The following is a 13926-nucleotide window of genomic DNA, read 5'->3' as shown; positions in this document are numbered from 1 at the left end:
TATTTTGATGCGTCATTGTAGATAGGTTTTCAATAAGGGGTAAATAGTTAATTGAATTAATAATATTGAAGTATAAGGGTAGGGGATGCTATGAAAGGAAAATAATGGCAGCGGTGCATACCGCTGCCATCAGGAAGAATTACCGGATGTAAGTTAAAAAGGTTTCTGAGGACACCGTCGGGTCAACAGACATCATGACACTTAGGGAAGTGATTGCCACGATGGAAAATACAAACAACTTACGGGCCCAAACACGGTCATTAGCAGTCTTGTAACCAGATAACGCCATTCCCAGCCACCAGATACTCACTGCCGCTGCAACAACCAGATACTTGTAACCCGCGTAACCGCTGATTGCTAACATTAGGGTTGCAATCATAAATGCCAGGATATAAAGGATAATGTGGTTTTTCGCCACAGAGATACCTTTAATTACTGGTAGCACAGGGATGTTTGCTGCCTGATAATCTTTGAAACGAAAAATAGCAATGGCATAGGAGTGCGGCATTTGCCACAGGCTGAAAATCAGTAACAGGATCAACGCGCCCGTATCAAATTGACCAGTCACTGCACAATAACCAATAACCGGAGGTGCAGCACCGGATAAACTGCCGATCAACGTGCCATAGACAGATTTCCTTTTCATGTAAAGGCTGTAAACCCCTACATAGACGACAAAACCGATAATCGCTAATTGCATTGCTAAGGCATTGGCTGCTACATAGAGCAGCACAATGCCAGCAATACCCAGTATTGATGCATAAATCAGGCTGATTTTCGGATCAATAAGCCCTTTTACAAGGACGCGGTTTTTTGTTCTTTCCATGATCCGGTCAATATCGCGGTCAATATAGTTGTTAAATACACAACCAGAAGCCACGACTAATGAAACGCCGAGCAGAGTCGATAAGAACAAAGGGTAATCAATCACCCCTTTCGAGGCGAGTAGAAAACCACCGATCACAGAAATTAAATTGCCGAAAATAATTCCTGGTTTAGTTACTTGCAGGTATTGCTTAATCATATATGCAGCTCTTTAATCAACCATCATATTAATGTTGAGGTTGTACATAATCCATAGTGAGCCAACAACAACAATACCGATAATCAAAATAGTGAACAGCAGTGCTACTAAGTTCCAGCGTTCTTCTGACGAAGTGTTCATGTGTAGGAAGTAGATAAAATGAACAAGAATCTGCACAACAGCCAGCGCGACTACCGTTGTCAAGATAGTCGTATGGGAGGCAGAACCATCCATTACCATCCAAAATGGAATCACTGTCAGGATGACTGAAAGAACAAAGCCGATCACATAAGACTTCAGGCTGCCGTGGCTAGCTCCAGTATGAGCTGTATTTGAATGACTCATTACATAGCTCCTAACAGATAAACAACGGTAAATACACAGATCCACACTACATCCAGGAAGTGCCAGAATAAGCTCAGGCAATTCAGACGGGTTTTGTTAACATCCGTTAAACCGCGGCGTGTTACCTGAATCATCATGATGATAATCCAGACCAGCCCACAGGTAACGTGGATACCGTGAGTAGCAACCAGAGCAAAGAATCCAGACAGGAATGCACTGCGGTCAGGGCCGTGGCCTTCTGCAATCAGGTGATGGAATTCATACAATTCCATCGCTACGAAGCCAAGGCCGAACAGGAAAGTCATACCGAGCCAGGCGTTAACCTGGCCGATTTTTCCTTTGTTCATTCCCAGCATGGCAAAGCCATAAGTGATACTACTGAATAACAGTAGGAAAGTTTCAACCAATACAAAAGAGAGGCCGAAAATTTCTTTACCAGATGGGCCGCCTGCGGTTCCGTTAACCAGTACTGCATAAGTCGCAAACAGACATGCGAACAAAATACAGTCACTCATCAGGTAGATCCAGAAACCGAATACTTTGGTGGCTCCCGCATCGTGGTGCCCATGATCGTGGTGTTCATGGGCATGATTGTGGTTAGTCATAGTTTCAGTTGACATGGTTCAGACCCGCCTTGCTAATTTGTTCATGGTGTTGATTCTCAATTTGCTCAACTTCAGCAACAGGTACGTAGTAATCAACATCTTCATCAAAGCTTTTCACGATCCAAGTGATGATCATGCCAGCGAAGCCTGCAATAGCCATCCACCAGATATGCCAAATCATAGCGAAACCGAAAACCAAGCTGAAGCCAGCAATAATCACACCGGCACCAGCATTTTTAGGCATATGGATTTCTTCATATTTAGCAGGGCGTTTATAAGCTGTGCCTTTTTCTTTCATATCCCACCATGCATCACGGGTTTGAACATGTGGAACGTCAGCAAAGTTATAAAACGGTGGTGGAGAAGATGTTGCCCACTCCAAAGTACGACCACCCCAAGGATCACCAGTCAGGTCACGGTTTTGGTCACGGTCACGGATACTGACGTAGAATTGGATGACCTGACACAGGATACCTACTGCTATCAGTGCAACACCAATTGCGGAAACAACCAGCAGGGTATGGAATTCAGGGTTGATATCTTGGCTGATACGACGAGTCATTCCCATAAAGCCAAGTGCGTAAACAGGCATAAAGGCGATGAAGAAGCCAGTGATCCAGAACCAAAATGCGCGGACGCCCCATTTTTCGTTCAGTGTAAAACCAAAGGATTTCGGGAACCAGTAAGCGGTACCAGCGAAACAGCCAAAGACAACACCACCGATGATAACGTTATGGAAGTGTGCGATCAGGAACAGGCTGTTATGCAGAACGAAGTTTGCACCTGGGACGGCCAACAGAACCCCGGTCATACCACCAATAGAGAAAGTGACGATAAAGCCAACAGTCCACAACATTGGTGTTTTATATTCAATACGGCCTCGGTACATAGTGAACAGCCAGTTGAAGATCTTAACTCCCGTAGGAATCGAGATAATCATGGTGGCTATGCCGAAGAAGGCATTAACGTTTGCACCGGAGCCCATAGTAAAGAAGTGGTGCAGCCATACGATAAATGACAATACGGTAATGGCAATAGTTGCCCATACCAGAGAGGTATAGCCGAACAGTCGTTTTTTCGAGAATGTCGCAGTCACTTCAGAGAAGACACCAAAGACCGGCAGTACCAGAATATAAACCTCAGGGTGACCCCAAGCCCATATCAGGTTGATATACATCATCATGTTACCGCCCATATCATTGGTGAAGAAATGGGTACCCATGTAGCGGTCAAAAGTTAGCAGGGCAATGGTAACTGTCAGAATCGGGAATGCGGCGATGATCAGTACGTTGGTACAGAGTGCTGCCCATGAGAATACAGGCATTTTCATCATAGACATGCCAAGGGCACGCATACGCAGGATTGTGGCAAAGAAGTTAACGCCAGTCAGCAGTGTACCGATACCGGATATCTGGAGACTCCATATCCAGTAATCGACCCCAACGCCTGGGTTATACTCTATACCTGAGAGCGGGGGATAAGCTAACCAACCGGTTTGAGCGAATTCACCAATACCCAGAGAGATATTGATCAGTGCAACACCGACGACGAAGAACCAGAAACTCAGTGAGTTCAGGAATGGGAATGCTACGTCACGGGCACCAATCTGTAGTGGAACCACGATGTTCATCAGGCCGACAACAAAAGGCGTTGCCATGAAGAAGATCATGATGACACCGTGGGCGGTAAAGATCTGGTCATAGTGGTGTGGTGGCAGGAAACCTGCTTCACCGGCAGAGGCAACAGCTTGCTGACCACGCATCATGATGGCATCAGCAAAGCCACGAAGCATCATGACCAGTGCCACGATGATATACATAATACCGATTTTTTTGTGGTCAACGCTGGTTAACCACTCGCTCCATAGCCATTTCCATTTACGGAAATAGGTCAGGGCTCCGACAATTGCGAGCCCTCCGAAGAGAATCCCGGCAAGAGTAACCATGATAATGGGCTCATGCAGTGGGATTGCATCAAGTGTTAATTTTCCCAACATTACTTTATTCCTCAACTCCGGCATGAGCAGTTTCGCTCATATTCATGTTATGACCTGCAGTTGCATTATGGCCGCCATGCATATTCATGCCGTCCATAAATTTGGCAATAATATCTTGATACAGGTTAGGCTTAACGCTTGAGAAGTATTCAACCGGATGATTTTGGCTTTGTTTGGCTAACTCATCAAACGCTTGCATGGTATCCAGGGTTTTGGGAGAAGCTTTCACTTTTTGAACCCATTGTTCAAAACCTTCACGATCTGCGGTAGCAGTGGCAGTAAATTTCATGCCAGAGAAACCATGCCCGCTGTAGCTGCTGGACAAACCTTTATAAGTACCAGGCTCATCGGCAATTAAGTGAAGTTTAGTTTGCATACCAGCCATTGCATAGATTTGACCACCTAATTGTGGAATGAAGAATGAATTCATCACAGAATCAGAGGTGATTTTGAAATTAACAGGAACCCCAGTAGGGAAAGCAATTTCGTTAACTGTAGCGATACCTTGCTCCGGATAAACGAATAGCCATTTCCAATCAAGAGAAATTACTTCAATAGTCACTGGTTTTTCATCACTGACCAGTGGCTTATATGGGTCAAGCTCGTGGGTTGTTTTCCAGGTAATGGTTGCCAAAATGATAATGATAATGATAGGAACAGTCCATACTACCAGCTCAATTTTATTTGAGTGTGCCCAGTTAGGTCGATAGGTAGCATTTTTGTTTGCTTCACGATAACGCAGGGCAAAGGTAAACGCCATGATGATTACCGGAATAACAATGATAAGCATCAGGCCAATAGCCGTGAGTATTAGTGTTTTTTGTTCAGCGCCGATAGCGCCTTTAGGATTCATCAATACCATATCGCAACCACTTAGCATAAAAGCAGCTGCGAGTATTGACAATATCCCAATACTTTTATTGTATTTCATAAGTCTCATCTAACGACTCCAAATAACAAAAGCTCTATTGTCGTTTCATCAGTGCGGGCATTCTACGGTAAGGCCATTGGAGTGTAAACATTTGTAATAGTTAGTTGCGGGGTTGTTGGTCCTTTATGTTAAAGGGATCACACGCAAGTGTAGGATTAATCAGAAGTTAGCTTGAAAAAGTTATTTAAATGTAACGAAATGGTGTCCAAATACTAATTTTATACGAAAATAATTTTATATTTTTCGGAGGAGAGGAAAATATAAATAAAAATTTGCTTTAAAGATTTCCGTAGCAGAATTTTATTTAAAAATTAAATTAACTGCGAGCTACAGGAAGTAACCCACAGTTAAAATTCAATAATTAGAAATTATATTTGATAGTGTAAACGATCCCATCCTGCCAAAATCCTTCGCCTAATTTATTATCGGCATACCGATATTGAATACCAGTTGTGAAGGATTTATGAGGTGTCCACCATAACGCTACTGCACCATTAATACCGTCACGGCCACCATTGCCATAGCGCTCATTTCGGTTAAATTCCATTTCATTCCAGTTAGTTACACTGAATTTTTCTTCCCAGAGCTGAAAATCATAGCCCGCTACCCAGCCGACAACATAGCCGTTATTACCGGAATAGAAAGTTTGATCAACATAGTGCAATGCAACGAATGGTTTTAACCAAACGCCAGCGAGCTCAGTATTGTAGCCAATACCATAGAGGGTATTTACCTCATGGAAATTCCCACCATGTGCTTTACCAGGGAGAGAATAAGTACCATAAACATGGCCATAGAGGTTAAAACCCGTGTCAGCCAGATAATAGCGTCCGGTTGTTTTAAAGGTGTATCTTTGGTTATCTCCTGGCTGAGCATGCTTGCTGTTGAAAGCATTTTCCAGATCAAAGAAACCGTATAATTCACCCCAATCAAATCCAGCCCCACCTTCCAATTCCAAGTAGGCAAAGTCGTCTTTATGAGTAGTTTGCCCTGACTTATGTGTGGTATGGCTGGTCCAGTCGAGATAGTTCATGCTGACATTGGCAAAGCCCCATTGATATTCAGCATAAGCTGGAACTGAGACAGTCGTGAACAAAGCAGTAGCCAGAATAGTTTTTCTCATAAATTTCTCTAACGCATCCATGAAAAGAGGTTTTTGGTTTTAAAGCTAATTTATATAAGCCTTAAAATGATAGTCTGATTCTATGCGGATATGAATATTCAATAATTAAATAATCGCTTAAAAATAGCACTTTTTGACAAATTACTAGCTGAAATGTGATCATTATCACTTAAATATTTAAGGGAATATAAAAGGCTGACAATGGTCAACCTTTTAATAAATTAATTTAATATTTGTATCTTTAAGCCGATTTGTTCTTTTTCTTTATTAATGCGAGATAATCTAGAGAACAACCTAAGATAATGCCTGTGATACCGATCTGTGCTCCCCATAATAGTAAGTGTTCGGCCAGATCAGGTGCATTAGTCCAGGTGAGAGCATTAGTGATTATGGTAACTAACCAAAATGCAAGAAGGATGCTTGCTAATGACAGTAATCCAAGAGCCAGTCGATAGAAATTTTTGAACTCAGTACGTGGTATAAAATCATTAGTTTGCTGGGTATAATCCAGAGTCTGACGACAGATAAGTAGCAACAATAACCCCGGAATAGAAGCAGTTATAGAAAATAAATAGAAGTTTGGCCAGCCATATAATTCAACCAACCAACCAGCAATTGGGCCGACGTATACCCGACCAACAGCCGATAAGGCAGATAATAGAGCAAACTGTGTTGCGGAGAACGATTTGTTACATAACGTCATAAGCAGGGCAACAAATGCAGCGGTTCCCATTCCACCACAGATATTTTCCAGAAAAATGGCGCTGCTCATGGTGTAGATATTTTTGTCAGTAATAGATAACAGCCAGTATCCAATGTTGGAGATTGCCTGAAGAATGCCAAATATCATTAGTGAACGGAATAAACTCCATCGTTGCATTAAATAACCGCCATATAATGCCCCAACAATGGTTGCGGCTAATCCCAGTGTTTTGTTGGCCATGCCGACTTCACCTGCATCAAAACCAATACCACGGATAAGAAATGGGGTACTTAAGCTGGCAGCAAAGGCATCTCCTAGTTTATACATGATAATCAATAACAGTATCAGCCATGCATTATTACGACTGAAAAAATCGGCTAATGGTTCTATTGCTGCTTGTTGGAGTGTTTTTGGTGGGAGAATATCAACTTCAGGTTCTTTAGCTTTTAAAGTTGCATAGACTCCAATTATCATCAGTCCAGCCATTAACCAGTATATATGTTGCCAGCCAATATAGCGGTCTGCGATCCATAATGCTAATCCACCTGAAATCAACATTGCTAATCGATAACCAAGTACTGAAACTGCTGCACCTACACCCCGTTCCTCGCTGTGCAGTAAATCTGCTTTATAAGCATCAAAGACGATATCTTGTGATGCGGAACAGAAAGCAACAGTGACCGCTAGTACGGCTAACCACCATAAATGTTGAGACGGCTGGAGAAAGCCCATTGTAGCAATACTGGCTATGAGCAATAACTGTGTTACAAGTAACCAGCCACGGCGACGTCCAAGAAAAGAGGGGGTAAACCGGTCCATAAAAGGGGACCAGAGAAATTTGAAAACATATGCTTGTCCGACAAGGGAAAAGAAACCTATTGTTTTAAGGTCGACGCCTTCAACGGTCATCCATGCTTGCAAAGTGCTGGCAGTGAGTGCAAGAGGTAAACCAGAAGCAAAACCGAGTAAAAGTAGGATACGTGAGTTATGTTGAGTAAAAACGGTGAGATAACGATAAGACATGGGCCTCCCAAAACTCTGCCCCAGGTGGGCAGAGTAAGCAATTAATCCTTAATTAGCGGGTATTTTGTTTGATGAAGTTGCTGACCGATGAATCTTGGGCCATGTCTGCTATAACTTCAGATAGTACAGTATTTACTGCGTCAGCAATTTTCTCATTTGTTGCCCCCAAAGGGCCTTGGACATTGTAACTGGTGCGATAGTTCTTAACTTGTTTGCTTCCGTTTTGCGCTGCACTGATGATAGAAATATCGGCTTTTGTTGAAATATTATGGCGAAGGCTACCTTCTTTAACATCTGCGTACAGATTGTTCACAATAATTTGCAGATTGGCATTGGCTGGGGAGCCAATCATATAACCGCGGGCGGCCATCTGTTTTTCTAAGATTTCCTGGAGAAGAAAGCGTAGATCGCGCGATGGTTTCAGTACTTCCAGCTTGGCATTACGGTTAACTTGAGCAAGTGTCTGAGACTGGCGATTGTCGGCACCGCTGATGCTGATGGTGATAGCACTCATAGTTGGGTCTGCTGTTGGCAGGGTAATTTTAGGGTCTATGGTCAGGGTATTGCTGGGAGCAGCACAACCTGCAAGGAGAAAAAGAGTAATAAGCGGGAAAAAGATTCTTTTCAACATGTTGATTTTCTCATCAGTGATAAGGATGTCCAGTAATACTTATCAATAGTGTAAACTGTTGCAATAATAACACCGCCTTTGATCGTGGCATATCCCCGATAGGGTAAACATATATAAAAACCTGATAATCTGGAATTCGATTAAAGGTATTTTAATGCGCTGGTGCTATAACTCATGAAGAATAGACTAAAATCATTAATATGGTTGATAGCATGATTACTATACGGTTTAAGGAGAATAATATGGTGTGTCAGGATATAGAAGAGAAATTACAGGCGGCATTTAACCCCTCATATCTAGAAGTCATTGATGAAAGTTATCGTCACAATGTACCCGTAGGTTCTGAAAGCCATTTTAAGGTCGTGATCATCAGTGATAAATTTGTTGGTGAACGCATGCTAAATCGCCATCGTTCCGTTTATGGTACATTATCGGCAGAATTGGCAGCAGGTGTTCATGCTTTGGCGTTACATACCTATACAGAAAAAGAATGGAGTGAATTGCAGGATACCGTTTTAGCTTCACCAGCATGTCGGGGTGGCAATAATATTGTTGCTTGAGATTTGTTGATTTGGTTCTTATTTGGGGCATTTTCTATTAATAATAGAATGGATTCGATTGATGGCCTTCGGGCCGTTTTTGTGTTTTATGCGTGACACATTTTGAACGCACATTTGGTAGTTGAGTCATTGTATTGGATAAAGTTGATGAATAGTTCGGCTTTTGTCAGCAATTCTCGACTCACACCGTCTGCATCGCTATAATGTCGCGTCTAATTTTTAGAATGGTTTCGGGACGCTTCTGACATCAGGGATTCTCGGTTTTTAAATGCGACCGCCCCGGTTCTTAGAGAGTGTTGTGATTGGTACACAGAACGCGTGCCAGTTGCATGGTCTCTGGAGTTGACCGAGCACTATGATTTTTTTGAGGTAAAAAGATGCAAGTTTCTGTTGAAACCACTCAAGGCCTTGGGCGTCGTGTGACAATCACCGTTCCTGCTGCCGATATCGAAAAAGCAGTTAGTAGTGAGCTGGTCAATGTAGCAAAAAAAGTTCGTATTGATGGTTTCCGTAAAGGCAAAGTGCCTATGAACATCATTAAACAACGTTACGGCGCTTCTGTTCTCCAGGACGTCCTGGGTGATCTGATGCAACGTAACTTTATTAATGCAATCATCGAACAAAAGATCAATCCAGCTGGTGCTCCAAGCTATGTGCCGGAGCAGTTCAAAGATGGTGAAGACTTCACTTTTTCTGTTGAGTTCGAAGTATATCCAGAAGTTGAGCTGAAAGATCTGGAAAACATTGAAGTTGAAAAACCTGTTGTTGAAGTAAAAGATGAAGATGTTGACGCAATGCTGGAAACTTTGCGTAAGCAGCAGGCTGACTGGAAAGAAACCGAAGAAGCAGCTAGTGCAGAAGATCGTGTTACCGTTGACTTTAACGGTTCTATTGATGGTGAAGAGTTTGAAGGCGGTAAAGCGTCTGACTTTGTTCTGGCTATGGGCCAGGGCCGTATGATCCCAGGTTTTGAAGACGGTATTGTTGGTCATAAGGCTGGCGAAGAATTAACCATTGATGTGAACTTCCCAGAAGATTATCATGCTGAAAATCTGAAAGGTAAAGCAGCTAAGTTTGCTATCACTTTGAAAAAAGTGGAACAGCGTGAACTGCCAGAATTGACTGAAGAGTTCATCAAGCGTTTCGGTATCACTGATGGCACAGTTGACGGCCTGCGTGCAGAAGTACGGAAGAATATGGAACGTGAACTGAAAAGTGCAGTTCGTAACCGTATTAAATCTCAGGTTATCGATGGCTTGGTTAAGGCTAACGAGATTGAAGTTCCTGCTGCGGTTGTTGATGGTGAAATCGATGTTCTGCGTCGTCAATCTGCTCAGCGTTTCGGTGGCAATGAAAAACAAGCCCTAGAATTGCCTCGTGAATTGTTTGAAGAGCAAGCTAAACGTCGTGTTGTTGTTGGCCTGTTATTAGGTGAAGTTATCAGTAGCAATGAACTGAAAGCTGACGAAGAGCGTGTTAAAGGACTGATTGAGGAAATGGCTTCTGCTTATGAAGATCCTCAGGAAGTGATCGAATTCTATGGTAAAAACCAGGAATTGATGAGCAATGTTCGTAATATTGCTTTGGAAGAACAAGCGGTTGAAGTTCTTCTGGGTAAAGCAAAAGTTTCAGAAAAAGAGACTTCTTTTAACGAATTAATGAATCAGAATCAAATGGCATAAGTTTTGGTTTTGCTGTGAGATAATGAATTTATCGTTTTTGTAAAATGGCCCGCAGATTTATCTGCGGGTCAGACTGCTGACAAACCCTACTAAGGTTATGAAAGTTTTGTATGGCTCCTATTCTGAATAAATTATTTCAACGAAAGAAGTTTCAGAGCTGATAAATATATTTCTTGCAATGAAATATTATTCACATTCTCTTTATCGTATAGTGTTATGCATAATTCATCTGAAATAAGAGGCCCCCAATTTTGAGGTTTTGTTACACCATAAAGAGCAACTATTTTCTTATTAATAGCCGCGGCTAAATGACAAATTCCACCATCGCCGACGATAACAAGATCAACGCTATTTATTAATGATAGAAAAGATTTAAGATTTTCACTTTCTATAATCTGTGATTTTCCCTCGATCATGGTTAATAGTTGATTGGCTTTTTCTCTATCTTTGTAGAGTGTTGAGATCAAAAAAACTGCATCAGGAAAATTCTTTATAATTTCGTTCGCTATTGATGCCATTCTTTCATTTTTAATTTGACTTCTTGTTCTATTATTGGATACAGAAAATAAAATTTTAGGAAACTTACTGTTTGAAAAACCAAAAAAATCTTTCATAACGATCTTTGGAAATAAATCAGATGGTATTGATTCTATTGTGGGATCAAAAATCTTTAATAATTTTAGTGATTGATGAAGTCCATCAATTTTTTTTAAATCTGTTGAGGTATTAATTAGTTTTTCATGCCATTTTTTATGACTAGTTACCGCATAACGTTTTCTCGCATTTACAGCCCATAAGAATAAATTATTTAGCTTCATAGGAGAAGTCTTTGCAGAAATTGCTATATCAAATTTTTCTTTTCTCTGTTTTAATGCTGTAGTTAAAAGAGATATATATTTATTCCCTTTTGGTATAATGTGTGTTATAATATTAGGGCAAAGATATTTAGTCAATTCTTCATTATTGAAATCAATGAATAAATGTATTTCAGATGATGGGTATTTTAATTTTAAGTAATTTATTAAAGGCTGTGTACATATTAAGTCTCCTAGACCATTCCTTCTCAAAATAGCAATTTTCATTGATTCCTCCTATCCTTATCTGAATAATTCCTTTTGTAACATTGCAAGTTTTTATTGCCAGTTCTGCGCAAAAAATCTGTACAGAGCACATAACATCTTACACATATTCAATATGTCTTTTTTAAGTTTATCTAAATAGTGTTGTTGAATTTCTGACACATATTCACTCTTAAGGTACAAAACCACAACATAACATCCCTTACAAATGTAATATTGAAATATAACAAAGAGAATATCAGTTTCTAATGACAACATACAATAACATATGATGACTCTCTATTGTGTGTCCAGTAAATTTTAACCTGGCCGTATACCAGCCTAATGGGTACCGATGTTCAGTGAAATCACAGCCAAACTAATTCCCCATTTTTTTACATTGATTTCCAGCTATGGCAACTTTTTTTAATTGTAAAAACTCACCTGCTGATAAACGGTCATCCGCTCTTTAATTGTTTGCCCATTGGTATAAATACCTTTGTTGTTAACGCATCTAATTCAATCTTTATCTGACATATAAAAGCTCCTTCCATGGGTAATGTCCATCCAGCCTTTATTGTTTTGTGTCATAATCCAACTGCTGTTACTTTTAATATCAACTTCTGATATCACATTTTGCGAAAATTGCCCCGTTATTCTGTAACGCATGGTTTCATGATTCGAGTTTCTAGCCAGGGGCTGGCGGTTTCGCCCAACATTTTTACGGCATTTAATACCTAGTGATCCGCAATAATGCAGCGATTTTGAGCAAAAAATTCCGAAATATCGGTTAGTTGTTTTGGTGGCCCTTGCTATTTCTCACGCGGAACCAGTTTCGCCAACTGGAGGAATAAATTTGTCACACACCAGATTCATCATCAGTAAAAGTTTTACGGTATATCCAGCGAACAACCGCAGACACCTGGACATCTACGGATGACGCATGTTCTTTCTGTTGCTTAAACACCAGTCCTCCTTCAACAGCGTGTAGCTGTCTTCATCAAGCGGGCAGAAAACATCAGCAGCTAAGGGATCGACCTCTCTGGCATCGATATAATGCAGAACATGCTGATTACGAGTAATTCCCCCTAAATGAACGATGTTAGTAGATTTTAGCAGTTGTCGGCCCATTAGTTCGATACAGATGGTTCTAAGCGTCCATTCATTGCGAGAGACCTTTTTCAGGGAGAAATTGTGGAGAAGGTGATATTCTTAACATAAATATGGCAATCAACTCTTTTTTTTGTACGATATTTTATTAGTATAAAGTGCTGGCTAAAAAAACAACACTCTGTTAATAATCTAGCCCGTAAATTTATCTGTAGGTTTTTTTATTCTATAGAAGACGAGATTTTTCTTGAAAAAAGTGGATTTAACCCCAGATCCTTTTTCATATTATGTATATGATTGCAAAATTTTTCAGGGGTAGTCTTCCCTTGATTGGTTAACTTTGAATCATGGTCATCATCGCTTATCTCAAGTAGAATCAGTTATGAATGGCACCAACATGAATTCTATTAGGAGACGGAAATGTCATATAGCGACAAGCGGGATCAATATGTGCCTCATATGGCTTTGGTGCCGATGGTAATTGAACAGACTGCACGTGGGGAACGTTCGTTCGATATTTATTCACGTCTGTTAAAAGAGCGAATTATTTTTCTGACAGGTCAGGTTGAAGATCATATGGCAAACCTGATTGTAGCTCAGATGTTGTTTCTTGAGGCAGAAAATCCGGAAAAAGATATTTTTTTATATATAAATTCACCAGGTGGTGTAATTACCGCCGGAATGTCTATTTACGACACTATGCAGTTTATTAAACCAGATGTCAGCACCATCTGTATGGGACAGGCTTGTTCAATGGGCGCGTTTTTGTTGACTGCTGGTGCAGAAGGAAAACGTTTCTGTTTGCCAAATTCCCGAGTCATGATCCATCAACCATTAGGTGGTTTCCAAGGGCAGGCTTCAGATATTGAAATTCATGCTCAGGAAATACTTAAGGTTAAAGGGCGTATGAATAGTTTGATGGCAAAGCATACAGGGAAATCTCTCGAAGAAATCGAGAAAGATACAGAACGTGATCGTTTCTTATCAGCAAGTGAAGCCGTAGAATATGGGTTGGTTGATAAGATTTTTACCCATCGCGATTAATTTATTATTCCCGGAAGCTATAATATAAATATTCGCCTTACCATTGCATTTGGTAAGGCAATGTTGTTCGGGGTAATAGCAGAAGTTTCCT

Annotated in this window: 13 protein-coding genes; 3 read left to right on the top strand and 10 right to left on the bottom strand. The window is 40.8% G+C overall.

All coding sequences use genetic code 11. The features are described 5' to 3' along the window. Positions 1-139 precede the first annotated feature (139 nt). The 8 genes from cyoE to BDD30_RS07230 form a co-directional block, all read right to left on the bottom strand. Positions 140-1024, bottom strand: coding sequence for a heme o synthase (gene cyoE / locus BDD30_RS07265; RefSeq protein ID WP_015835549.1), 885 nt, complete (start codon positions 1022-1024; stop codon positions 140-142). Between the two features lie 12 nt (positions 1025-1036). Next, complete coding sequence (locus BDD30_RS07260) at positions 1037-1369, bottom strand: cytochrome o ubiquinol oxidase subunit IV (RefSeq protein ID WP_015835548.1); 333 nt, start codon at positions 1367-1369, stop codon at positions 1037-1039. Then, a complete protein-coding gene (locus BDD30_RS07255; protein WP_015835547.1) occupies positions 1369-1989 on the bottom strand; it encodes a cytochrome o ubiquinol oxidase subunit III in 621 nt (206 codons plus the stop codon). The genes BDD30_RS07260 and BDD30_RS07255 overlap by 1 nt, the downstream gene beginning before the upstream one ends. Beyond that, positions 1979-3970, bottom strand: a complete 1992-nt coding sequence (gene cyoB / locus BDD30_RS07250; protein WP_015835546.1) for a cytochrome o ubiquinol oxidase subunit I — start codon at positions 3968-3970, stop codon at positions 1979-1981. Before cyoB ends, BDD30_RS07255 begins: the two co-directional genes overlap by 11 nt. Positions 3971-3974: 4 nt before the next feature. After that, the gene (cyoA, locus tag BDD30_RS07245) at positions 3975-4910 is read right to left on the bottom strand and encodes a cytochrome o ubiquinol oxidase subunit II (protein ID WP_015835545.1); all 936 of its coding nucleotides are present in this window, start codon (positions 4908-4910) and stop codon (positions 3975-3977) included. A gap of 352 nt (positions 4911-5262) precedes the next feature. Then, positions 5263-6024 carry a nucleoside-specific channel-forming Tsx family protein gene (locus BDD30_RS07240; RefSeq protein ID WP_041382350.1) on the bottom strand — a complete coding sequence of 254 codons (762 nt, stop codon included), beginning with the start codon at positions 6022-6024 and terminating at the stop codon, positions 5263-5265. A 241-nt stretch (positions 6025-6265) separates the two neighbouring features. Further along, positions 6266-7750, bottom strand: coding sequence for a muropeptide MFS transporter AmpG (gene ampG, locus BDD30_RS07235; RefSeq protein ID WP_015835543.1), 1485 nt, complete (start codon positions 7748-7750; stop codon positions 6266-6268). A gap of 52 nt (positions 7751-7802) precedes the next feature. Beyond that, complete coding sequence (locus tag BDD30_RS07230) at positions 7803-8381, bottom strand: lipoprotein (RefSeq protein ID WP_015835542.1); 579 nt, start codon at positions 8379-8381, stop codon at positions 7803-7805. A gap of 242 nt (positions 8382-8623) precedes the next feature. On the opposite strand from BDD30_RS07230, the gene bolA reads away from it, so the two are divergent. Together bolA and tig are read left to right on the top strand one after the other, a co-directional pair. After that, complete coding sequence (bolA, locus tag BDD30_RS07225) at positions 8624-8941, top strand: transcriptional regulator BolA (RefSeq protein ID WP_041382348.1); 318 nt, start codon at positions 8624-8626, stop codon at positions 8939-8941. A 377-nt stretch (positions 8942-9318) separates the two neighbouring features. Next, positions 9319-10623 (top strand): trigger factor, encoded by a 1305-nt coding sequence (gene tig / locus BDD30_RS07220; RefSeq protein ID WP_015835540.1) that lies wholly within the window; start codon positions 9319-9321, stop codon positions 10621-10623. Positions 10624-10754: 131 nt separating this feature from the next. On the opposite strand, the gene BDD30_RS07215 is transcribed toward tig, so the two are convergent. Further along, positions 10755-11705 (bottom strand): glycosyltransferase family 9 protein, encoded by a 951-nt coding sequence (locus BDD30_RS07215; RefSeq protein WP_015835539.1) that lies wholly within the window; start codon positions 11703-11705, stop codon positions 10755-10757. Between the two features lie 495 nt (positions 11706-12200). Beyond that, on the bottom strand, positions 12201-12350 hold the full coding sequence (pilV, locus tag BDD30_RS24990) for a shufflon system plasmid conjugative transfer pilus tip adhesin PilV (protein WP_015835537.1): 150 nt from the start codon (positions 12348-12350) through the stop codon (positions 12201-12203). Between the two features lie 861 nt (positions 12351-13211). Here pilV and clpP point away from each other — a divergent pair. Further along, the gene (clpP, locus tag BDD30_RS07200) at positions 13212-13835 is read left to right on the top strand and encodes an ATP-dependent Clp endopeptidase proteolytic subunit ClpP (protein ID WP_015835535.1); all 624 of its coding nucleotides are present in this window, start codon (positions 13212-13214) and stop codon (positions 13833-13835) included. The last annotated feature ends 91 nt before the right edge of the window (positions 13836-13926 follow it).

It is taken from the genome of Photorhabdus asymbiotica (assembly GCF_003634575.1).
GTDB lineage: Bacteria > Pseudomonadota > Gammaproteobacteria > Enterobacterales > Enterobacteriaceae > Photorhabdus > Photorhabdus asymbiotica.
The sequence above is the reverse complement of the archived record's forward strand: the minus strand, read 5'-3'. Positions and strand labels throughout refer to the sequence as shown.